The organism is Cryobacterium sp. Hh11, assembly GCF_004404045.1.
In the GTDB taxonomy this organism is placed as follows: domain Bacteria; phylum Actinomycetota; class Actinomycetes; order Actinomycetales; family Microbacteriaceae; genus Cryobacterium; species Cryobacterium levicorallinum.
The window spans coordinates 61,704-82,432 of record NZ_SOHF01000007.1; the positions used below are offsets into that span (position 1 = coordinate 61,704).

At 65.3% G+C, this 20,729-nt stretch carries 20 protein-coding genes; 7 read left to right on the forward strand and 13 right to left on the reverse strand.

Going from position 1 to position 20,729, the window contains the following annotated elements:
* Positions 1–4: 4 nt before the first annotated feature.
* Entirely contained in the window at positions 5–655 is a 651-nt protein-coding gene (locus E3T46_RS02255) for an RNA methyltransferase (protein WP_134577307.1), read from the reverse strand.
* A 74-nt stretch (positions 656–729) separates the two neighbouring features.
* Here E3T46_RS02255 and E3T46_RS02260 point away from each other — a divergent pair, with 74 nt between their 5' ends.
* From E3T46_RS02260 to E3T46_RS02280, 5 genes are all read left to right on the forward strand, one after another.
* On the forward strand, positions 730–2,001 hold the full coding sequence (locus E3T46_RS02260) for an Nramp family divalent metal transporter (RefSeq protein ID WP_134577308.1): 1,272 nt from the start codon (positions 730–732) through the stop codon (positions 1,999–2,001).
* Between the two features lie 36 nt (positions 2,002–2,037).
* On the forward strand, positions 2,038–2,682 hold the full coding sequence (locus E3T46_RS02265) for a metal-dependent transcriptional regulator (protein WP_134577309.1): 645 nt from the start codon (positions 2,038–2,040) through the stop codon (positions 2,680–2,682).
* A 146-nt stretch (positions 2,683–2,828) separates the two neighbouring features.
* Positions 2,829–3,629: an HAD-IIA family hydrolase gene (locus tag E3T46_RS02270; RefSeq protein WP_104131812.1), complete on the forward strand. Its 801-nt coding sequence runs from the start codon at positions 2,829–2,831 to the stop codon at positions 3,627–3,629.
* Positions 3,630–4,101: 472 nt separating this feature from the next.
* Positions 4,102–4,371 (forward strand): type II toxin-antitoxin system Phd/YefM family antitoxin, encoded by a 270-nt coding sequence (locus E3T46_RS02275; protein WP_134577310.1) that lies wholly within the window; start codon positions 4,102–4,104, stop codon positions 4,369–4,371.
* Positions 4,371–4,655, forward strand: coding sequence for a type II toxin-antitoxin system RelE/ParE family toxin (locus tag E3T46_RS02280; protein WP_198419095.1), 285 nt, complete (start codon positions 4,371–4,373; stop codon positions 4,653–4,655). The genes E3T46_RS02275 and E3T46_RS02280 overlap by 1 nt, the downstream gene beginning before the upstream one ends.
* A gap of 22 nt (positions 4,656–4,677) precedes the next feature.
* Here the strand turns inward: E3T46_RS02280 and E3T46_RS02285 are convergent, their stop codons facing one another.
* On the reverse strand, positions 4,678–5,772 hold the full coding sequence (locus tag E3T46_RS02285) for a hypothetical protein (RefSeq protein ID WP_134577311.1): 1,095 nt from the start codon (positions 5,770–5,772) through the stop codon (positions 4,678–4,680).
* On the reverse strand, positions 5,772–6,320 hold the full coding sequence (gene pyrE, locus E3T46_RS02290; protein ID WP_134442208.1) for an orotate phosphoribosyltransferase: 549 nt from the start codon (positions 6,318–6,320) through the stop codon (positions 5,772–5,774). Before pyrE ends, E3T46_RS02285 begins: the two co-directional genes overlap by 1 nt.
* A 502-nt stretch (positions 6,321–6,822) precedes the next feature.
* Here pyrE and E3T46_RS02295 point away from each other — a divergent pair.
* A complete protein-coding gene (locus E3T46_RS02295; RefSeq protein WP_092447907.1) occupies positions 6,823–7,737 on the forward strand; it encodes a LysR family transcriptional regulator in 915 nt (304 codons plus the stop codon).
* A 72-nt stretch (positions 7,738–7,809) separates the two neighbouring features.
* Here the strand turns inward: E3T46_RS02295 and E3T46_RS02300 are convergent, their stop codons facing one another.
* From E3T46_RS02300 to E3T46_RS02340, 9 genes are all read right to left on the reverse strand, one after another.
* Positions 7,810–9,309, reverse strand: coding sequence for a CoA-acylating methylmalonate-semialdehyde dehydrogenase (locus tag E3T46_RS02300; RefSeq protein WP_134442212.1), 1,500 nt, complete (start codon positions 9,307–9,309; stop codon positions 7,810–7,812).
* Positions 9,310–9,338: 29 nt separating this feature from the next.
* Positions 9,339–10,655 (reverse strand): aspartate aminotransferase family protein, encoded by a 1,317-nt coding sequence (locus E3T46_RS02305; RefSeq protein ID WP_134577431.1) that lies wholly within the window; start codon positions 10,653–10,655, stop codon positions 9,339–9,341.
* Positions 10,656–10,809: 154 nt separating this feature from the next.
* The gene (locus tag E3T46_RS02310; RefSeq protein WP_134577312.1) at positions 10,810–11,946 is read right to left on the reverse strand and encodes an ABC transporter substrate-binding protein; all 1,137 of its coding nucleotides are present in this window, start codon (positions 11,944–11,946) and stop codon (positions 10,810–10,812) included.
* A gap of 65 nt (positions 11,947–12,011) precedes the next feature.
* Positions 12,012–12,797 carry an ABC transporter permease gene (locus E3T46_RS02315; RefSeq protein WP_134577313.1) on the reverse strand — a complete coding sequence of 262 codons (786 nt, stop codon included), beginning with the start codon at positions 12,795–12,797 and terminating at the stop codon, positions 12,012–12,014.
* Positions 12,794–13,648: an ABC transporter ATP-binding protein gene (locus tag E3T46_RS02320; protein WP_134442217.1), complete on the reverse strand. Its 855-nt coding sequence runs from the start codon at positions 13,646–13,648 to the stop codon at positions 12,794–12,796. Before E3T46_RS02320 ends, E3T46_RS02315 begins: the two co-directional genes overlap by 4 nt.
* Complete coding sequence (locus E3T46_RS02325) at positions 13,645–14,604, reverse strand: ABC transporter permease subunit (protein ID WP_134442219.1); 960 nt, start codon at positions 14,602–14,604, stop codon at positions 13,645–13,647. The genes E3T46_RS02320 and E3T46_RS02325 overlap by 4 nt, the downstream gene beginning before the upstream one ends.
* Before the next feature lie 8 nt (positions 14,605–14,612).
* Positions 14,613–15,629 (reverse strand): TIGR03842 family LLM class F420-dependent oxidoreductase, encoded by a 1,017-nt coding sequence (locus E3T46_RS02330; protein ID WP_134473372.1) that lies wholly within the window; start codon positions 15,627–15,629, stop codon positions 14,613–14,615.
* Between the two features lie 10 nt (positions 15,630–15,639).
* A complete protein-coding gene (gene hydA / locus E3T46_RS02335) occupies positions 15,640–17,058 on the reverse strand; it encodes a dihydropyrimidinase (RefSeq protein WP_134577314.1) in 1,419 nt (472 codons plus the stop codon).
* A gap of 96 nt (positions 17,059–17,154) precedes the next feature.
* Positions 17,155–18,030 carry a nitrilase-related carbon-nitrogen hydrolase gene (locus tag E3T46_RS02340; RefSeq protein WP_134473374.1) on the reverse strand — a complete coding sequence of 292 codons (876 nt, stop codon included), beginning with the start codon at positions 18,028–18,030 and terminating at the stop codon, positions 17,155–17,157.
* Between the two features lie 151 nt (positions 18,031–18,181).
* Here E3T46_RS02340 and E3T46_RS02345 point away from each other — a divergent pair, with 151 nt between their 5' ends.
* Positions 18,182–19,564 carry an aminotransferase class I/II-fold pyridoxal phosphate-dependent enzyme gene (locus tag E3T46_RS02345; protein WP_134577315.1) on the forward strand — a complete coding sequence of 461 codons (1,383 nt, stop codon included), beginning with the start codon at positions 18,182–18,184 and terminating at the stop codon, positions 19,562–19,564.
* Between the two features lie 22 nt (positions 19,565–19,586).
* Here E3T46_RS02345 and fgd read toward each other — a convergent pair whose 3' ends face one another.
* Positions 19,587–20,591 carry a glucose-6-phosphate dehydrogenase (coenzyme-F420) gene (gene fgd, locus E3T46_RS02350; RefSeq protein WP_134577316.1) on the reverse strand — a complete coding sequence of 335 codons (1,005 nt, stop codon included), beginning with the start codon at positions 20,589–20,591 and terminating at the stop codon, positions 19,587–19,589.
* Between the last annotated feature and the right edge of the window lie 138 nt (positions 20,592–20,729).

The window sequence follows — 20,729 nt, forward strand, 5'->3', positions numbered from 1 at the left end:
AAAATCAGAACCGGTGCTGAACCACCCAGGAATGCATGGTGACGGCCGCGGCGGCCGAGGCGTTGATCGAGCGGGTCGACCCGAACTGGCTGATTTCGACGACGGATTCCGCGGCGGCAATGGCCTGCTCCGACAGTCCGGGGCCCTCCTGGCCGAACAGAAGCACGCAGCGCTCTGGGAAGCTGAAGGTCTCGATAATGACGCTTCCTGGCACGTTGTCGATCGCGATCACCGGCAGCGCCTCTGCGGCACACCACTCTACGAACGCGGCGACATCCGTGTGGTGCAGCACGTGCTGGTAGCGGTCGGTAACCATGGCACCGCGCTTGTTCCAGCGTTTGCGCCCGATAATGTGCACGGTGTCGGCGCCGAACGCGTTAGCGCTGCGCACGATCGAACCGATGTTCATGTCGTGCTGCCAGTTTTCAATCGCCACGTGAAACGGATGCCGGTGCTCATCCAGGTCAGCCACAATCGCGGCCATATTCCAGTAGCGATACCGGTCGATCACGTTGCGGGTGTCGCCGTGCTCGAGCAGCTCGGCGTCGTACCGGTCTTCGCTCGGCCACTCCCCCGGCCACGGGCCGACCCCGTAGGTGGAGCGTTCGGGGGAAGAGCTGTCGACGGCGAAGGTGGGGGCGTCTGGTTCGATCACTGCTTAACCGTAACCCGCCGGCCGAACCCAGATTCGGGCTTTCGGTGTGCCTAAATTTCGGCTAGGGTTTCGGCATGTCTCAAACGGATGCCCCCGCTCCCGATCGCGTGCTCGCCCAGGCTCCCACCACGGTCGCCTCCAGCCGCCTGCTGTGGCTGCTCGGACCGGCCCTCGTCGCCGGGGTCGCCTACCTCGACCCGGGCAATGTCGCAAGCAATATGACCGCCGGAGCCCGTTACGGCTATCTGCTGGTCTGGGTGGTCGTGGCCGGCAACGTGATGGCCTGGCTCATCCAGTACCTCTCGGCCAAGCTTGGGATCGTCACCGGGCAGAGCCTCCCCGAGATTCTCGGGGTGCGCATGAAACGGCCCACCGCGCGGCGGCTCTATTGGATTCAGGCCGAACTCGTCGCCATGGCCACCGACCTCGCCGAGATCATCGGCGGCGCCGTCGCCCTCAACCTGCTGTTCAACCTGCCGCTGATCTGGGGTGGCGTGATCACCGGAACCATCTCGATGATCGTGCTCATGGTGCACTCGCGGCGGGGGCCGAGAATTTTTGAACGCGTCATCATCACGCTCATGCTCATTATCACCGTCGGTTTCACGGCCGGCGTCTTCGTCTCCCCACCCGATGCCGGCGGCGTTCTCGACGGTCTGGTTCCGCGCTTCGAGGGCAGCAACTCGGTGCTGCTCGCCGCGTCCATTCTCGGCGCGACGATCATGCCGCACGCCATCTATGCGCACTCCTCGCTCACCCGCGACCGATTCCCGGAATGGCAGGGCGTGGTCGCGACCCGCCGCCTGCTCTGGGCCACGAAATGGGACGTCACGATCGCCATGGCCATCGCCGGAACGGTGAATCTGGCGATTCTGCTGCTCGCAGCATCCGCTTTGCAGGGTGTGGACGGAACCGACACGCTCGAGGGAGCCTATGCGGCGCTGAAGGACACGCTTGGACCGATCGTCGCGACGCTGTTTGCGGTGGGATTGCTCGCGTCGGGGCTCGCCTCAACCTCGGTCGGCGCCTATGCCGGGGCCGAGATTATGCACGGCCTGCTGCACGTGCGCATTCCGCTGCTGTTGCGACGGCTGGTCACGCTGATTCCGGCTCTGCTCATTCTGGGCGTCGGATTCGACCCCACCCAGGCGCTCGTGCTCAGCCAGGTGGTGCTCTCGTTCGGCATTCCGTTCGCGCTGATTCCGCTGGTCTGGCTGACGGCGCAGCGCGGCCTGCTCGGCACGTTCACCAACCGCTGGTTCACGACCGCCGCCGGTGTGGTGTGCGCGCTGGCGCTGGTCGCCCTCAACGTGCTGCTGCTCGTACTCGTCTTCACCGGAGCCTGAGTTCACCAGAGCGTGAGCGGTTACCCTTAAAACGATATGACCTACACGACCGGCGCCGCCGAGGACTACCTCAAGACCATCTACTCCCACACTGAGTGGCAGAGCGACCTGATCACCCCGTCGGCGCTGGCCGTGCGACTGGGGGTGGCGCCGTCATCCGTTACCGAAATGGTGAAGAAGCTCGCCGCGAGCGGGCTGATCACCCACGTTCCGTACGGGCCGCTGGCGCTGACGAATGCCGGCCGGCTACGAGCGACCGCGGTCGTTCGCCGGCATCGCCTGATCGAAACCTGGCTGGTCGGCGAAATGGGCTACGACTGGGACCAGGTGCACGACGAAGCCGAAATTCTCGAGCACTCCATCTCGGATCGACTGCTCGAAGCGATCAACGCCCGGCTCGGGTTTCCAGCGCACGATCCGCACGGCGATCCCATTCCGGCCGCCGACGGCTCCGTCGTGCGGGAGCCGTCGGCGCTGCTGGCCGAGGCCGCGGTCGGGCACGCCGGAGTCGTGCTGCGCATCAGCGACCGCGACCCCGCAGTGCTGCGCGAACTCGCAGCTGACCTGATCGGACCAGGCACCGCATTCACCCTCGCGGCGCCGTTGACCATCGTGTTAGCGGATGGCCAGAGCCGGCTGATCACGCCAGCTGCTGCCGCGTCCATCTGGGTCACCGCCTGAGGCACTAGCCAGCTTTCGGCAGTTTCGGCCGTCGTGCCGGCACGGGCGATTTCGGGTGGGGCCACAGCATCCGCTTTATTGCCTGAGATGTAACCGAGGCGAAACCTCGCGCAGCTAGGCTGAGAGTCGACATGAAGGAGCGCCCGATGGCACGACGCGACGAAATCGAATGCTGGCTCACCGACATGGACGGTGTGCTCGTGCACGAGAATGAGGCCCTCCCCGGGGCCTCCGAACTGCTGCAGCAGTGGACGGATTCTGGCACCCCGTTTCTGGTGCTCACCAATAACTCCATTTTCACGCCGCGTGACCTGAGCGCCCGGCTGCGTTCGAGCGGGCTGAACGTGCCGGAGGACCGCATCTGGACCTCGGCGCTCGCGACGGCAGACTTTCTTAAATCGCAGATGCCTGGTGGCACGGCGTTCGTGATCGGCGAGGCCGGAATCACCACTGCCCTGCACGAGGCCGGCTTTATAATGACCGAAACCGCTCCCGACTATGTCGTGGTTGGTGAGACGCGCAACTATTCGTTCGAGGCCATCACCAAGGCGATTCGGCTAATTCTGGGCGGCGCACGGTTCATCGCGACGAATCCGGATGCCACCGGACCGAGCAAAGACGGCCCGATGCCAGCGACCGGGGCAATTGCGGCGCTTATCACCAAGGCCACCGGTATGGAACCCTATGTCGTCGGCAAGCCCAACCCCATGATGTTCCGTTCCGCGATGAACAAGATCGGCGCGCACTCCGAGAACACCGGCATGATCGGCGACCGGATGGACACCGACATTGTCGCCGGCATCGAGGCTGGTCTGCACACGATTCTCGTAATGACCGGCATCAGCGACGAGGCCGAGATCAACCGGTACCCGTTCCGGCCAGACGAGATCGTGGCCGGTGTGCACGAGCTGCTCGTGACCGAACTGATCGAGAGCGACGAACTCTAGCCCACCTCTCCCCAGACGGGTGATCAAGCGGATGCTCCCCATCTTTCGGGCTACAGGCGGGAGCAGCCCTCGCCCGCTCCAAGAAGGCCCCTGGCACAGGTGAAAAAATCCGGTGCCAATCACAACGTCGAGCTCGCCCTCATCGCCACCATGGCCGACCTGGCTCGCACCCACAAGCGGCTGCTGCAAGACAGCTACTACGCCGGCGATTCTCTGCGGCTAACTCAAGTGTCGGTGCTCAGCGCCCCGACATTCAAGCCGCGCTCGAAAAGATCGTCAAGAAATGGTCGGGCGTGCGCAGGCGCAACTCAAGCCCGGCCAGCGCGAAGGTTCGTGGGCGCTGCGACTGGCAAAAACGCCTCTTCGTGGCATGGCAGCAACGTCAGGTTTGTCCCAGTAACCTGACGAACGTCTTTGCTGTGGCCAGTTTTTCGCCTAGAAGACGGGAGCGAATTTCGGCTAATATGTGAGCATGCAAACCGTGTCGGTCAGTGAAGCGAAAGACAAACTCTCTGCGCTCGTCGAAAGCGTCGAAGCAACCCATGACGCTGTCGTCATCACACGCCACGGCAAACCGGCTGCCATTCTGCTGTCGCCGGATGACTTCGAGTCGCTCACAGAAACGCTGAGCTGGCTGGCCGACCCCCATCACCACACCGAAGTCGACGAAGCGGAAGCCGACATCGCGGCAGGCCGCACTCTCAGCCTTGACGAAGTGCGCGCCCAGCTGGCACGCCGATAGTGACCGCCCCCGGGCCCTTCGATGTGCGGCTGACCGGCCCCGCCGTGCGCGCCCTCGGTCGACTACCGCCCAAGCTGGCCGATGCTGTACTCCGATTCTGCGACGGCCCCCTGGCGGATAACCCGTTGCGAGTGACCAAGCCGCTCGGCGCCGAACTCGCCGACATGCGCAGCGGCTACGTCGGCATTGCCTATCGCGTTCTCGTCAGAATCGACGAAGAGACCCGAATCGTCAACGTACTCCGCATCGCGCACCGTGCCGACGTGTACGGCATCCGCTCGTAGCCACGCTCCGCGCCGCGCTAATCTAGACGCCGGGGCCGGCTCCCATGATGCTCATGCTGATCGGCTCAGCCGAGGCCCGGCTGGCGAAGCAGTAGAAGTTGCGTGGACCGTCGGTCCACTGGTCTTCGGTGATCGGATAGCTGCCCTGCATCTGCAGGTTCGGGTAGGCGCCGGCGGCGTTCAGGTCCAGAATTCCGGGGCTCGTGCACAGCAGATTGATCTGCGCGGCCAGTGCGGCTTCGCCTGGAAAGGCCGTGGTCGCGTCGCCGCCGAAGTCGCCGCGGAACACCAGCTGCCCCGTATGCGAAGCTGCGCAATCGACGACCGTGAAGTCTTCTTCCCACGGCGAGACGTAGGGTTCGAGGCATTCCCCGCCGAACAGGGTGTTCCACTCGTGCACGCCGGCCGGCTGTACCGCGGTAATCTCCGGCGTCGGAGTCGGCGTGGGAGTTGGTGTCGGTGTGGACGAAGCGGATTGAGTGGGCGCCGCCACCGGAACCGGGCTCGCAACGAGCCGTTGGCCCAGATAGAACAGTCCAGCGAGAACGATGGCCGCGAGCAGTCCGACGGCGGTCCAGACCAGGCCGGCCTGGCGGGCACCGCCGGTACCCCGCCGGGAGCGGTGGCGGCTCGGCGGCTCGGTAGCTGTCGGCGCCGCGATCGGGGTCGCGGTGCCGGCGATGACGGTCGTGGCGGCCGCAGCACCGCTGGCCTCAGACTCGGTGGCACCGAACGTGCCCGGTGCAGTCAGCAGCTCGGTCGGCTGATCGCCGACGTCCTCACCGGACTGAGAGCGGATGCTCGCCGCCGGGCCCTGCGGACCAGCATCCGTTTCAGAACTGGGCAGGTCGACGGTCGCTGCGGGGACTTCGGGGGCGACGGGCGCCGGCTCGACGGCGGCAACCGGTTCGGCCTGTGCCTCAGCGGCGCGGTGGCCTCTTCGCCCGAGCGCATCCGAAACTGGCGCGACCGGAACAATGGGAGCGGCGGCATCCGCATCGTCAGCATCGGACGCCGCCAGCGAATCGGCACCGGATTCCGCACCCGACGCGCCGACGGGCTTGCCGAGCTGCGACGCGAGCCAGTCGATTCCGAGCTCGTCGTCGTCTGGCGCCACTAGTTCAGCCCCAGGTCCTCAAGGGAGATCGCAGCGAAATAGGAGTAGCCGGCGGCTTCGATCACTTCACGGGCACCGGTGTTGCGGTCGACCACCACGGCGACGCCAGCGATCTCGGCACCGATCTTGAGCAGGGCTTCGATGGCGGCGAGGGGCGACCCCCCGGTCGTCGAGGTGTCTTCGAGCACGATCACGCGCTTGCCGGCGAGTTCGGGGCCTTCGACCTGGCGGCCCCGTCCGTGGTCCTTCGGCTCCTTGCGCACGACGAACGCGTCGTAGTTGGCGCCACGGGCCACGCCCTGGTGCATGACGGCGGCGGCGATCGGGTCGGCGCCCATGGTCATGCCGCCGACGGCGACGACGTCGGGAACGTCCTGAATCAGGTCGAGCATGACCTGCCCGATGAGCGGGGCGACCCGATGGTCAAGGCTCACCCGGCGCATGTCCACGTAGTACGTAGCCTTCTTGCCGCTCGTGAGAACGAAGTCGCCGTGAAAAACGGCCTCGGCCGAGATGAAGTCGATGAGTTTCTGCCGCGTATCAGTCACGCTCGCCAGTTTAGAGCATGGCTCACAGCCCCCAAGAGACAAGGCGGGGCGGGGTTTCGTGCGGGGTTGCGAGTTTTGAGCGAGGAGCAGGTGACCCTGCCACCGCCGATCCCCATGAAGGAGTGCACAAGCGCAGCCAGTGAGGACGCAGATGGCTCGGTTTCGAAATCGGCCCTGCGAGGGGCGGATGCTCGCGCCAACCCCTCAACCTCACGCGAGAGCGGTAAGTGAAGAGACGAGGCGGTGGGAGTTAGAAGGCGCGCACGAGATTGCGACGCTCGATCTGACGGTAGCCATCGCGGCGAACCTCAACGACGAGGGCGGCGATGGAGACAACGGCAACGGACAGGAGTGCGATGAGGATGAACACGAGGTGCCTTTCAGAGGAGATGGAGTGGCCCGGCACGGAGGCGACATTGCTCGTGTATGACTCTTTTAGTAGACCACCAGCAACCGTGCAGCACAATCGCTTTATGTTGCATGAACTGTTTAGGCTAACTACATGGACGTGCAACGACTCGAACTACTCCGCGAACTCGCCGACCGCGGCAGCGTCACAGCGGTCGCCCTGGCCACCCACCGCACCCCCTCGGCGGTCTCCCAACAGCTCAAGGTGCTCGAACGCGAAGCCGGTCTGCCGCTCACCCAGCGTCAGGGTCGCGGCCTCGTGCTTACCGACGCCGGCCGTGCCCTCGCCCGCAGCGCAACGGATGTCGCGGTGTCACTCGCGAAGGCGACCGCCCTCTGGGACGAATTTCGGAACCTCGCCACCGGCGAAGTCAGCCTCGTCACCTTTCCCACCGCCGGCCAGATGCTGCTGCCCGGCGTGATCAAGCACCTGAGGCCAGGCCTCGTGCTCAATTGCGCCGATGAAGACCCCGAACTGAGCGACTTTCCCGCGTTCACGGCAGAGTACGACATCGTGCTGGCCCACTCGATGAGTGGGCAGCTTTCCTGGGCCGGCCGCGGCCTGAAAGTGGTGCCGCTGATGACCGAGCCGCTGGATGTGGGGCTGCCGGTGGGGCATCCGCTTGAAGATCGCGCCTGGGTGCGTCCGAGCGACCTGATCGGCGAGACCTGGATCGGCGTGACCGACGGCTACCCGTTCGAGCGCATTCTGCACGCGATCGAGCAGGAGGCGGGCGCGCGGCTGTCGATGTCGCAGCGGTTCGCCGACCTCGCCCTGATCGAATCGTTCGTGATCGCCGGGCTCGGCATCGCGCTGGTGCCGCGTTACACCTCCGGCGGCGGCCAGCCCGGCCGCCTCGTGCTGAAGCCCCTGCGCGGAATCGAATCCGAGCGCCAAATCGTGGCCCTCATGCGCCCCGACCGGGCCGAGCGCCTGGCCGTGCGCACCGTAATAGAAGCCCTGCAATCCGAAGCCGCGAGGGTGCAGCAGTCCCACACCGCCCACTAGGCCGCCGAGAGCGCAAAAAGTGCCCGATTGGAGGTTCCAATCGGGCACTTTTTGCGCTCTCGCGGGGAGGAACTAGTGGTTCTGGGGGAAGCCGAGGTTGATGCCGCCGTGGCTCGGGTCGAGCCAGCGGCTCGTTACCGCCTTCTCTCTCGTGAAGAAGTTGACTCCGGCGGGGCCGTAGGCCTTCGCGTCGCCGAACAGTGAGTTCTTCCAGCCGCCGAAGGAGTGGTACGCCACCGGAACCGGAATCGGCACGTTGATGCCGACCATGCCGACCTGCACCTCGTTCTGGAACCGACGAGCGGCCCCGCCGTCGTTGGTGAAGATCGCGGTGCCGTTGCCGTACTGGCTCGCGTTGATGAGGTCGAGGCCCTCCTGGTAGCTGGCGACGCGCACGATCGACAGGACCGGTCCGAAGATCTCGTCGAGGTACACGGCCGAGTCCACGCTGACCTTGTCGAACAGGGTCGGGCCGAGCCAGAAGCCGTCGGCGTCTCCATCAACCTCGATGTCGCGACCGTCGATGACGACGTCGGCACCGTCCGCCGTGGCGATGTCGATGTAGCCGGCAACCTTGTCGCGGTGCACCTTGGTGATCAGCGGGCCCATGTCGCAGCCGCGCGTGCCGTCACCGACCGTGAGGCCCTTGACGCGCTCGGCGATCTTCGCGATGAGCTCATCGGCGACGGGCTCGACGGCCACAATGACGCTGATGGCCATGCAGCGCTCACCGGCGGATCCGAACCCGGCGTTGACGCCGGCATCCGCTGCCAGGTCGAGGTCGGCATCCGGCAGCACGAGCATGTGGTTTTTGGCGCCACCGAGGGACTGCACGCGCTTGCCGTGCTTGGCGGCCTGCTCATAGATGTAGCGGGCGATCGGGGTGGAGCCGACGAAGGAGATCGCCTGCACGTCGGGGTGCACGAGCAGTGCGTCGACGGCTTCCTTGTCGCCGTGCACGACGTTGAGCACACCGGCGGGCAGGCCGGCCTCGGTGAACAGCTCGGCCAGCCAGTTCGACGCACTGGGGTCTTTCTCACTCGGCTTGAGCACGACGGTGTTACCGGCCGCGATGGCGATCGGGAAGTACCAGAGCGGCACCATCGCCGGAAAGTTGAACGGGCTGATAATGCCGACCACGCCGAGCGGCTGGCGCAGCGTGTAGACGTCGACGCCGGTCGAGACGTTCTCGGAGTATTCACCCTTGGAGAGGTGCGGCATGCCGAGCGCGAATTCGACGACCTCGAGGCCGCGAATGATCTCACCGAGCGCATCGGAGGTGACCTTGCCGTGTTCGGCCGTGAGAATTTCGGCCAGGTCGCCCTTTCGCGCGTTCAGCAGTTCGCGGAAATTGAACATGATGGTCTGGCGGCGAGCCTGGCTCATGTCGCGCCAGGCCGGGTAGGCGGCCTGGGCGACCGCGACGGCAGCGTCGAGGTCGGCCGTGCTCGCGAGCAATACGTTCTTGGCGACTTTACCGGTGGCCGGGTTGTAAACCGGCGCGGTGCGGGTGGAGGTGCCGGCGGCAGCTGCGCCGTCGATGTAGTGCTGAATGGTGGGGGTGTCGGTCATGGTGAAACGTCCTTCAGGGTTGAATTCGGTTAGGAAAGCAGGTCGAGGCTGAGCACCTCGTCGTAGATGGCGAGCGCCTCGGCAACTTCACCGTCGGTGACGACGCAGGGCGGCACGACGTGGATGCGGTTCTCCATAAGGAAAGGCAGCAGGCCGCGCCCGAGCAGCTCGGCTTTCACGCGGGCCATGACGGCGCCGCTCACCGGCTCGCGAGTTGCCGGGTCGGCGACGAGTTCGAGCGCCCAGAACACGCCGACCCCGCGCACCTCGCCAATAATCGGGTGCTTGGCCTGCAGGGCTTTCAGCCCAGGCTCGAGCACGTCGCTGCCGATGCGGGCCGCGTTCTCGACGATTCCCTCGGCCTCCATCGCGTCGAGCGCACCGACGATCGACGCCATGGCGAGCGGATGCCCGCTGTAGGTGAGTCCGCCGGGAAAGACCGTCTCGTCGAAGGTTGCCGCGATGGCATCGGAGATGATCACGCCGCCGGTCGGTACATAGCCGGAGTTGACGCCCTTGGCGAAGGTGATCAGGTCGGGCACGACGTCATAGGCCTGAAAAGCGAACCAGTGGCCCGTGCGCCCGAAGCCGCACATGACCTCGTCGAGGATCAGCATGATGCCGTACTTGTCGCAGAGCGCGCGTACCCCGGGCAGGTAGCCGACCGGCGGCATCATGATTCCGGCGGTGCCGGGAATCGACTCGAGCAGAATAGCGGCAACCGAGGCCACGCCCTCGCCCTGGATGACACGTTCGAGGTGGTGCAGCGCGCGGGCGCATTCCTCCTCTTCGCTGCTCGCCCAGAATTCGCTGCGGTAGAGGAACGGTCCGAAGAAGTGCACGTGGCCGCGCGCGTACTCGTTGGGAATGCGGCGCCAGTCGCCGGTGGCGACCACGGCCGCCCCGGTGTTGCCGTGATACGACTTATAGAGGGAGAGCACCTTGTCGCGACCCGTGTGCAGGCGGGCCATGCGCATGGCGTTTTCATTCGCATCCGCTCCCCCGTTGGTGAAGAAGACCTTGTTGAACCCGGCCGGGGCGCGATCGGTGATGCGCTGGGCTGCTTCGCCGCGGGCCAGGTTCGCCGTCGACGGCGCAATGGTGGTCAGCAGAGCGGCCTGCTCGGTGATGGCTTTCACGACAGACGGATGCTGGTGGCCGATATTCACGTTGACCAACTGACTCGAAAAGTCAAGATAGCTGCGACCATCGTGGTCCCAGACGCGGCAGCCGAGCCCGCCGGCGATGACGAGCGGCTTCAGCGCCGCCTGCGCCGACCAGGAATGGAACACGTGGGCTCGATCGAGTTCGCTGGTGCGCGCATTGAGACTCGGCGCCGAGTCGATGGATACGGGGGAAACGGTGTGTGTACTGGTATCAGTCACGGATATCGCTGGCTTTCTATGTGGTGGTGGTGGTGGTGGTGGTGGTTGTAACGGTAAATTTCTGGAGGCCGGGCGACTCGCGCCGCCCGGCCGTTGTGCAGTAATTCGGGCAGTGTTAGTTGCCGCCCTCGTTGAGGGTGACCTCGGTGGGCGTCCAATCGGTGCCCATCACGTCGACGCCCTCGGCTTTCAGCTCGTCGAGTGCTTTCGTCACGTACTCGTTCGAGTACGCCGTGGCGGGCGGCTCGGCCGTGATGATGGTGGCGCCGGTCTCGTTCTTGGTATTCAGGGCGATGTCGACGGTGTTGGCCCAGGCCGCGTCGTCGATCATTCCCACGCCAGCGGTCGACGGGAAGATCAGTTTGCTGACCTCGTTGGTCATCCACAGCTGATGGCTCTCACCGAGGGTCGATCCGGCTGCCGTGACGATACCGGCGGCCTCTGCCGGGTTGTTGGCGGCGTAGATCCAGCCCTTGATCGATGCCTTGATGAATTTCACCGTGTTGTCGGCGTAGTCCGCGTCGCTCTCAAGCTTGTCGGCGTTGGCCCAGATGGAGTCCTGGAGCATCGCGGTGCCCTCGTCGTTCCAGTCGATCACGTTGAGTTCGTCGGGCTGAAAGAGCTCGCCGGTGTCGGGGTTCACGGTTTCCAGAACCTGGGCGTACTCGTTGTAGGTCATGGCCTGGGCCGCGTCGATGTCGCCGGCCAGGAACCCGGTCATGTCGAAGGCCTGCTGAATGAGGTTGATGTCGCCGAGCTCGACGTCGCTCTTCTGCATGCCGGCGAAGAGTTCCCACTCGTTGCCGTAGCCCCAGCTGCCGACGTTCTTGCCCGTGAGGTCGGCCGCCGTGGTGATGTTCTTGTCCTTGAAGGAGATCTGGGTGGTGGCACTGCGCTCAAAGATTTGAGCCACATCGGTGATATTGGCGCCCTGCTCGATCGAACCGAGCACCTTGGGCACCCAGGAGATGGCGTAGTCGGCGTCGCCGGCGGCGAGCACGTCTTGCGGAACGATGTCGGCGCCACCCTCGTCGATGGTCACGTCCAGGCCTTCATCCTCGTAATAGCCCTGATCGAGGGCGGCGTAGTAGCCGGCGAACTGGGCCTGCGCGAACCACTGCAATTGGAGGGTGATCGGGGTGAGGTCGCCACTCTCCTCACTCGAACTGGGCGTGGTGGGGCCGCTGCATCCGCTGAGCACCAGGGCACCAGGGCACCGACTGCCGCGAGTGAACCGAGTGTGCCAAGCCATTTGATGCGATGTTTCATGACTGCCTCCTAGATTGCTGGTGCTGTGGTTGGTTCTGGGGTAATCGATTAGCCGCCGGATCGACGGGTCACGAGCTTCTCCACGGCGAGAGCTGCGCAATAAAAGAGGAGTCCGAGAATGATCGAGCCGAGCACATAGGCCCAGGCCAGCCCATAGTTGCTGCTCGACGCGGCCGAGGTGATCGACTTGCCGAGGCCGCCGACCGGTCCGCCGAAGTATTCGGCGATGAGGGCGCTGATCACGGCGAGCGACGAGGCAATGCGCAGTCCGGTGAAGACGAAGGGCAGCGCGGTCGGCAGGGTGACCACCCGCGTCGCCTGCCAGCTCGATGCCGCATAGGCGCGCATCAGGTCGCGGTGCACCGGTCGCACCTGACGCAGCCCCTTGAGGGTGTTGAAGTAGACCGGCACGAACACGGCGAGCGCCGCGACAAGCTGCCTTGCGGTCTCGGCCCCGGCGCCGAACATCGTGTACAGCACCGGGGCGAGCGCCACGATCGGCACCACCGAGAGTGCGGCGACGACCGGCGCTGCCATCTCGTCGAACACGCGCGTGAGCGCTGAGATGATGGCCAGGAGGATGCCGAGGACGGCCCCGATCAGCAGCCCGATCAGGGAATTGCGGCCGGTGATGAGCATGCCGTCTGCCACGTTCGGCAGGTTTGCGGCGAATTCGGCGCCGATGGCGAACGGCGCGGGCAGAATGAACGCCTTAATGGCCAGCCCGGTGACGAGGCCCTGCCACAGCAGAATCACGGCCACCCCGAACACGATCGGGGCGAGCACGGTCTGAAGCACGGTGTTGTGGGCACGGCGCGGCTGGGTCGTTCTCATCGGGTCTCGACTCCGCGGGCACCGGTCGGAGCAGGCTCGTCGCCGTGCAGCAGCTCGCGTACCTCGCTGAGCGAGTGAAAGAAGCCCTCGTCTTCGCGCAGGTCTTCACCCCGGCCAGCCATGTCGCCGAGCCCGACACTGACAATCGAGCGGATGCGTCCGGGGCGCGGCGACATGACCACCACCCGATTGGACAGGAACACCGCCTCGGGAATGGAGTGCGTGACAAACACGACGGCCGCTTTCGTCTCGGCGCAGATGCGCACGAGTTCGTTCTGCATGCGCTCGCGGGTCATCTCGTCGAGGGCGCCGAACGGTTCGTCCATGAGCAGCAGACTCGGGCTTTCGGCGAGCGAGCGGGCGATCGCGACGCGCTGCTGCATACCGCCGGAGAGCTGGTCGGGATAGTGACTCGCGAAGTCGGACAGCCCGACCAGGGCGATCAGTTCGGCCGCACGCTGACGCCGGGCCGCCCGGCCCACTCCATGCAACTCGAGCGGCAGCTCGATATTACCGGCCACGGTGCGCCAGGGCAGTAGGCCGGCCTGCTGAAAGGCAATACCGTAGTCCTGGTCGACGCGGGCCTGCCGCGCCGGCTTGCCGAACACCTCGATGCTGCCGCTCGTGGGCACGTCGAGGTCGGCGACGAGCCTCAGCAACGTGCTCTTGCCGCATCCGCTCGGCCCGATCAGGGAAACGAATTCGCCGGGCGCGACCGTGAGGCTCACGTCGTCGAGGGCGGTGACGCCCGGGCCCTTGCGGGCGGCGAAAATGCGGCTGACGCCACGTATGTCAACAGCCGGCACATTAATAGCAGGCGTAGTCATGTCGGTCATACCGCTGTTGGTCATATCGTGGCCTCTCCCCTGCGAAAACGACGAAGGAACAGGCCGATCAGACCCACAAAACCTGCGGCGACCAGGCCGACCAGGATCGATCCGAAGATGGGTGCCCAGGGCTTTCCTGGGTCGTTGCCGGCCGCACCGGCGTATTCCACGATGAGTCGGCCGATACCGCCGCGCAGCCCGATCGACACCTCCGCGACGACACTGCCGATGACCGCGCTGACCGCGGCCAGGCGCAGGGCCGGCAGCAGATAGCCGACGCTGGCCGGCAGGCGCAGTCGCCAGAGGGTCTTCCACCAGCCCGCCGCGTAGCAGTGCATGAGGTCGACGTGATTGGCGTCGGGCGAGCCGAGGCCGCGCAGGGCGCCGATCGACACCGGAAAGAACGCGAGGTAGGAGGCGATCAGGGCCACCGACATCCAGCTCTCCCAGGTGAACTCGCCGAACTGGATCTGCGCGCCCCAGCGCCGAACCAGCGGGGCGATCGCGATCAGTGGCACGGTCTGGCTCAAAATGATCCACGGCAAAATCGCCGACTCGGCCAGCCGAAACCGCTGCATGAGCAGCGCGAGCGCCAGGCCGACGGCCACGCCGACCAACCAGCCAACGGCCGCGATGCCGAGGGTGAACAGCGACCCGTGCAGCACCGCCTGCCACAGCGGCAGAGCGGATGCCGCGCCGGTCACCGGATCGAGGACTCGCTCGAACATCACCCAGAGGTGGGGCATGGCGAGATCGCTCGTACGCGGCAGGACCGTGACGCCGCCGAGGATCACGCCGTCAGCCGGGCCGAAGGTCTTGTAGAGCTCCCAGATCAGGGCGAGCAGCGCGAGTCCGGCCAGGCCGAACAGGCTCCCGCGCAGGCGCGGGTGCACGACCGCCCGGCGGCGGGGTACGCGCAGCTTAGGTACTCCAAGCGCGCCGCGTGTGAGCGGGGCGGTCTGCTCGCTGGTGGCCGGCATCCGCTTGGCTATTTTGTGGCCATGATGGAATCGGTCATGGCCGGAATCACGGTTTCGCCGTAGACGCGCATCGTTTCTTCCTTGTTGTCGTGCTGCAGATAGCTGGCGAACTGGTCGACGCCGAGGTCTTTGAGTGCCTCGAGCTTCTCGATGTGGTCTTTCGCGGTGCCGAGCAGGCAGAATCGGTCGACGATCTCGTCGGGCACGAACGCGGCGTGCTCGTTGCCCGCCTTGCCGTGCTGGTTGTAGTCGTAGCCCTCACGGTTTTTGATGTAGTCGGTGAGGGCCGCAGGAACGTTGGAATCGGTGCCGTACTTGGCCACGATGTCGGCCACGTGGTTGCCGACCATTCCGCCAAACCAGCGGCACTGGTTGCGCATGTGTTCCCAGTCCGAACCGACATAGGCGGGGGCGGCGACGCAGAACTTGATCGCCATCGGGTCGCGCCCGGCGTTGGAGGCTGCGGTGCGCACGCTCTCGATCATCCACTGGGCGACGTCGAGGTCGGCCATCTGCAGAATGAAGCCGTCGCCGACCTCGCCGGCGAGTTTGAGCGCGAGCGGACCATAGGCGGCGACCCAGACCTCCAGGCTCGATCCGCGGCTCCACGGAAACTGCACCGTGGCGCCGTTGTATTCGACCGGGCGGGAGTTGGCAAGCTCCCGAATGACATGGATCGACTCACGCAGGGTCTTCAGCGTGGTCGGCGCGCCGTTGGTGGTGCGCACGGCCGAGTCGCCGCGCCCGATGCCGCAGATGGTGCGGTTGCCGTACATCTCGTTGAGAGTTGCATAAGTGGATGCCGTGACCGTCCAGTCACGAGTCGCCGGGTTGGTGACCATGGGGCCGACGATGATCTTGCTAGTCTCGGCCAGGATACGGCTGTAGATCACATAGGGTTCCTGCCAGAGCAGATGCGAGTCGAAGGTCCAGACGTGGCTGTACCCGTGTGCCTCGGCTAGTTTGGCCAGTTGCACGGTGCGCGCCGACGGCGGGTTGGTCTGTAGTACTGCTCCGAAATCCATGTCTTCCCCCTTAAATCAGATACTGGCTCAGGCCACGCTTGATGTAGCGGCCGTCACCCTTGGTGCCGAGGTAGGCGAAGTCGTCGACGACGACCTTGCCGCGGGAGATGACGGTGTCGACGTGGCCGTCGATCTCGTAGCCCTCCCAGGCGGAGTAGTCCATGTTCATATGGTGAGTCTTATCGACACCAATCGAGGTGTGCCCGTTCGGGTCGTAGATGACCACATCGCCGTCAGCGCCGGGCTGAATCACGCCCTTCTGGCCGTACATGCCGAACATGCGCGCCGGGGTGGTGGAGCAGACCTCGACCCAGCGTTCGAGTGAGATTTTGCCGTCGACCACGCCCTGGTAGATCAGGTCCATGCGGTGTTCGACCGAGCCGATGCCGTTGGGAATTTTAGAGAAGTCGGTCAGGCCCATGTCCTTCTGACCCTTCATGCAGAACGGGCAGTGGTCGGTGGAGACCATCTGGATGTCGTTCGTGGCGAGGCTCTGCCACATGTGGTGCTGGTGACCCTCGGCCTTGGCGCGCAGCGGCGTCGAGCACACCCATTTCGCGCCCTCAAACCCGGGAGCACCGAGATTGTCCTCGAGCGAGAGGTACAGGTATTGCGGGCAGGTTTCGCCGAAGACGTTCTGGCCGTTGTCCCTGGCCTGAGCGATCTGGTCTACGGCTTGCTTGGCAGACACGTGCACTATATAGAGAGGGGCACCGGTGAGGTTGGCGAGCATGATCGCCCGGTGCGTGGCTTCTTCTTCGGCCTGCCAGGGCCGGGTGAGGCCGTGGTACAGCGGGCTGGTGTTGCCGGCGGCGACGGCCTGCTGGACGAGCAGGTCGATGACGCTGCCGTTTTCGGCGTGCATCATGATCATGCTGCCGTTGGTGGCCGCGCGCTGCATGGCCTTGACAATCTGACCGTCGTCGCTGAGGAACACGCCCTTGTAAGCCATGAACAGTTTGAAGCTCGAGACGCCCTCGTCGACGAGTTCGTCCATCGCGGTGAGTGAGCTGTCTTGCACGTCACTGAGGATCTGATGAAAGCCGTAGTCGATGGCGCACTGGCCGGCAGCCTTCTGCTGCCAGGCGGCGTAGCGCTCGAGCACGTCCTCGCCGGCGTACTGCACGACGAAGTCGACGATGCTCGTGGTGCCGCCCCAGGCGGCGGCGCGGGTTCCGGTTTCGAAGGTGTCGCTGGCCTGGGTGCCGCCGAACGGCATCTCCATGTGGGTGTGGGCGTCGATGCCGCCGGGAATGACGTACTTGCCGCCGGCGTCGATGACGCGGTCGACATTGCCCGCCACATCGAAGCCGAGCAGGTTCGAGCCGGGCGCGAGCACGGCAGCGATTTTCTCCCCGTCGATCAGCACATCGGCGAGTCCTCGGCCCGTGGCATTGACCACGGTGCCGTTCTTGATCAAAGTCTTCATGGCATCCTCTTCGCTCAAAAGTGTCAGGGATAGCGGATTCTGCCGACCGGGTCCGTCGGCAGCATCCGCAGTGCTGATTTAACTGCGCCGTGCGCTTTAAGGGGCGACGAGGGGCTCGTAGGAGTCGGGGCGACGGTCGCGGTAGAACTGCCAGTCGCGGCGCACCTCGCGAATGACGCCGAGGTCGAGGTCACGCACGACGATCTCCTCGGTGTCGGTCGAGGCCCGCTCGCCCACGTAGTTGCCCTTGGGATCAACGAAGTACGAGCTGCCGTAAAACGTCACGGCCTCGTCGCCAAACTCGGCCTCTTCGTTGCCGATGCGGTTGTTCGCGCCGACGTAGTACTGGTTGGCGACCGCGGCGGCTGGCTGCTCGAGCTCCCACAGCCGGTTGGACAGCCCCGGCTTGGTCGCCGAGGGATTGAACACGATCTCGGCGCCGTTCAGGCCGAGCGCGCGCCAGCCCTCCGGAAAGTGGCGGTCGTAGCAAATATAGACGCCGATCTTGCCGTACCTGGTGTCGAAAACCGGGTAGTCGGTGTTGCCGGGGCGAAAGTAAAATTTTTCCCAGAACTGGGGCAGGTGCGGAATGTGGTGCTTGCGGTACTTGCCGAGATAGGTTCCGTCGGCATCGATGACCGCGGCGGTGTTGTAGAGCACGCCGGGCTGTTCTTCTTCGTACATCGGAACGACGATGACCATGTTGTACTCGCTCGCAAGCTTTTGAAACCGCTCGACGATGGGGCCGGGAACGGGCTGAGCGTAGTCGTAGTATTTGGCGTCCTGCACGATGCCGAAGTAGGGGCCGTGAAACAGTTCCTGAAAGCAGATCACCTGAACGCCCTGGGCGGCCGCGGTGCGCACGAATCCCTCGTGCTTCTGAATCATGGATTCTTCATCACCGGTCCAGGTGGCCTGAGTGATCGCCGTTCGAACGATGTTTCTGGTGTCGGAGGTGGTGCCGTTACTCATGCTGTGCCTTCCACTTGCTTCGTTAGCCAATGACCGTAACGAACCGCGCTGTTCGTATTGTTATTATTTGACGTAAACATTTCAAATGTGTTTCTCTGTGTATCGCACGCATTAATCATCCTGTCGGCCAACGCACCCAGGGGCAAGGGCAATGCAGAACTTTATCGACGAAATTGAGCAGCGCACCCCCGCGGGGATCGCCGCGGCCATCGGGCGACTGATCGCCTCCGGTCGCCTCGCACCGGGCGACCGCCTGCCCACCGTGCGACTGCTGGCCGGCGAGCTCGGCGTGAGCCCCGCGACCGTCAGCCACGCTTGGCAGGCGCTCTCCGCGGTCGGCCTGATCGTGTCGCGTGGTCGCGGCGGCACCTTCGTTCAGGATGCCGCGCCCAGGTGGTTGCCGGCCCGCAGCCAGTCCATGATCGGCGCGGTCGGTCCGGCCCGCCTCGACCTCTCCCGCGGCACGCCAGACCCGCGGTTGTTGCCGGCGCTGGGGCCGGCGCTCTCCCGGGTAGCGCAGCGCGCGGAAACGCCGAGCTATCAGGATCTGCCCATTATTCCGGAGCTGCTCGAGGTACTGCGGACTTCGTGGCCGTACCCGGTGGAGACGATCACCATCGTCGACGGTGCCCTCGACGCCATCTCGCGCAGCCTCGATGCGGTCGCTCGCTTCGGCGACCGGGTGATCGTGGAGAACCCATCGTTCCCGCCGTTCTTCGACCTGCTCGACCAGCTCGGCCTGGAACGGCTGCCGGTGGCCGTCGACGAGCACGGCATCATTCCGGCCGACTTCGCCGAAGCCCTCAAGCTCGGTCCGGCCGTCGTGCTCCTGCAGCCGCGCGCGCACAATCCCACCGGCGCGTCGATGACCGTGCAGCGGGCCGAGGAACTCGCCCACCTGCTGCGCACAACGGCGGCCAGCGCCGACACCATCGTGATCGAAGACGACCACTCCGCCGAGATCAGCATCGCCCCCGACGTGAGTCTCGGCGTCTGGCTACCCGAACGAACCCTGCACGTGCGCAGCTTTTCGAAGTCGCACGGCCCCGACCTCCGCATGGCCGCCCTCGGCGGTCCGGCCGCATTGATCGACCCGATCGTGTCCCGCAGGATGCTCGGCCCGGGGTGGACCAGCCGCATGCTGCAGACAATTTTGCACGACCTGCTCACCAACGGCGAGAGCATGGCGCAGATCAGCGAGGCCCGGCGCATCTACTTCGCCCGGCAGCGTGCCCTCGCCGATGCCCTGGGCGAGTTCGGCCTCGACGTGATGCAGGCCGACGGTATCAACACCTGGCTGCCGGTGCAAAACGAACGGGACGCCATGGTGCGCCTGGCCGCCTCCGGCATTCGGGTGGCCGGCGGCTCGCCGTTTCTCGCAACCCCGTACCTTTCCAGCACCGGCGGTCCCGCGTTCATTCGCGTGACCGCCGGGGCCCTGCCCGACGATATTCGGCCGGTGGCCGAGGCCCTGGCCGCGGCGGCGCATCCGCTTGATTCGGCCGTGCACGAGGTCGGGGCGCGCTGGGCGTAGCGGGCTTCGGCCAGTGCGCGGATCAGCCCAGCTGGCGCAGCCGGGGGGCCAGGTCGCGCTCGAACAGGTCGAGGAAGCGCTTCTGGTCATGGCCGGGGGCATGGAAGACCAGGTGGTTGAGGCCCGCGTCGAGGTAGGGCTTGATCAGGGCGACGGCCTCATCGGGGTCGGACGCCACGATCCAGCGCTTGGCGACCTGTTCGATCGGCAGGGCGTCGGCGGCGGCTTCCATCTCCATCGGGTCTTGGATGGAGTGCTTCTGCTCGGGAGTGAGGGACAGTGGCGCCCAGAACCTGGTGTTCTCGAGCGCGGTGTCCCGGTCGGTGTCGTAGGAGATCTTGATCTCGATCATGCGATCAATGTCGTCCTGCGGGCGCCCGACCTTCTCGAGGCCCTCAGCCACGGCCGGCAGCAGCTTGTCGGTGTAGAGCTCCATGCCCTTGCCTGAGGTGCAGATGAAGCCGTCGCCGGCGCGGCCGGCGTAACGGGCCACGACGGGGCCGCCGGCCGCGATGTAGACCGGCACCGGGGCATCCGGAACGTCGTACAGGGTCGCACCGACCGTGTTGTAGTACTCCCCCTCGAAGTCGGTTCGTTCGCCCGTCCAGAGCTGGCGCATGAGGTCGACGGCCTCGCGCAGGCGGGCGAAGCGCTCCTTGAACTCGGGCCACTCACCCTGGTAACCGGTGGCGATCTCATTGAGGGCTTCGCCGGTTCCGACGCCGAGCATGATGCGCCCGGGGTACAGGCAACCCATGGTGGCGAAGGCCTGGGCGATCACGGCCGGGTTGTAGCGAAAGGTGGGGGTCATCACCGACGTGCCGATCTGCACCCGCTTCGTGCGCTCGCCGACCGCGGCCATCCAGGCCATGGCGTACGGCGCGTGCCCGCCCTCGTGCCGCCAGGGCTGAAAGTGGTCGCTCACGGTCACGCTGTCGAGCCCGTGTTCCTCGGCCATGACACCGAGTTCGACCAATTCTCGCGGTGCGAACTGCTCCGCCGACGCCTTCAGTCCCAGCTTCAACATGCGCTCTCCCTCGTCGAGTTACTCAGCCTGTTCAGCCTATGCCCTGTTTTTTCTGCGCCCCTGATACGGTGTTCACTACCACCGATTAGATTTTATTGGTTGAGCTTGCCTCGATTTGGGCAGCAGGTCGCTGGACAG

Bases quoted from the DNA above. Each gene is read 5' to 3' on its own strand.
- E3T46_RS02260 (WP_134577308.1), top strand. From the start codon at position 730: ATGTCTCAAACGGATGCCCCCGCTCCCGATCGCGTGCTCGCCCAGGCT.
- E3T46_RS02265 (WP_134577309.1), top strand. From the start codon at position 2,038: ATGACCTACACGACCGGCGCCGCCGAGGACTACCTCAAGACCATCTAC.
- E3T46_RS02270 (WP_104131812.1), top strand. From the start codon at position 2,829: ATGGCACGACGCGACGAAATCGAATGCTGGCTCACCGACATGGACGGT.
- E3T46_RS02275 (WP_134577310.1), top strand. From the start codon at position 4,102: ATGCAAACCGTGTCGGTCAGTGAAGCGAAAGACAAACTCTCTGCGCTC.
- E3T46_RS02295 (WP_092447907.1), top strand. From the start codon at position 6,823: ATGGACGTGCAACGACTCGAACTACTCCGCGAACTCGCCGACCGCGGC.
- E3T46_RS02300 (WP_134442212.1), bottom strand. From the start codon at position 9,309: ATGACCGACACCCCCACCATTCAGCACTACATCGACGGCGCAGCTGCC.
- E3T46_RS02310 (WP_134577312.1), bottom strand. From the start codon at position 11,946: ATGGCTTGGCACACTCGGTTCACTCGCGGCAGTCGGTGCCCTGGTGCC.
- E3T46_RS02315 (WP_134577313.1), bottom strand. From the start codon at position 12,797: ATGAGAACGACCCAGCCGCGCCGTGCCCACAACACCGTGCTTCAGACC.
- E3T46_RS02320 (WP_134442217.1), bottom strand. From the start codon at position 13,648: ATGACCAACAGCGGTATGACCGACATGACTACGCCTGCTATTAATGTG.
- E3T46_RS02325 (WP_134442219.1), bottom strand. From the start codon at position 14,604: ATGCCGGCCACCAGCGAGCAGACCGCCCCGCTCACACGCGGCGCGCTT.
- E3T46_RS02330 (WP_134473372.1), bottom strand. From the start codon at position 15,629: ATGGATTTCGGAGCAGTACTACAGACCAACCCGCCGTCGGCGCGCACC.
- hydA (WP_134577314.1), bottom strand. From the start codon at position 17,058: ATGAAGACTTTGATCAAGAACGGCACCGTGGTCAATGCCACGGGCCGA.
- E3T46_RS02340 (WP_134473374.1), bottom strand. From the start codon at position 18,030: ATGAGTAACGGCACCACCTCCGACACCAGAAACATCGTTCGAACGGCG.
- E3T46_RS02345 (WP_134577315.1), top strand. From the start codon at position 18,182: ATGCAGAACTTTATCGACGAAATTGAGCAGCGCACCCCCGCGGGGATC.
- fgd (WP_134577316.1), bottom strand. From the start codon at position 20,591: ATGTTGAAGCTGGGACTGAAGGCGTCGGCGGAGCAGTTCGCACCGCGA.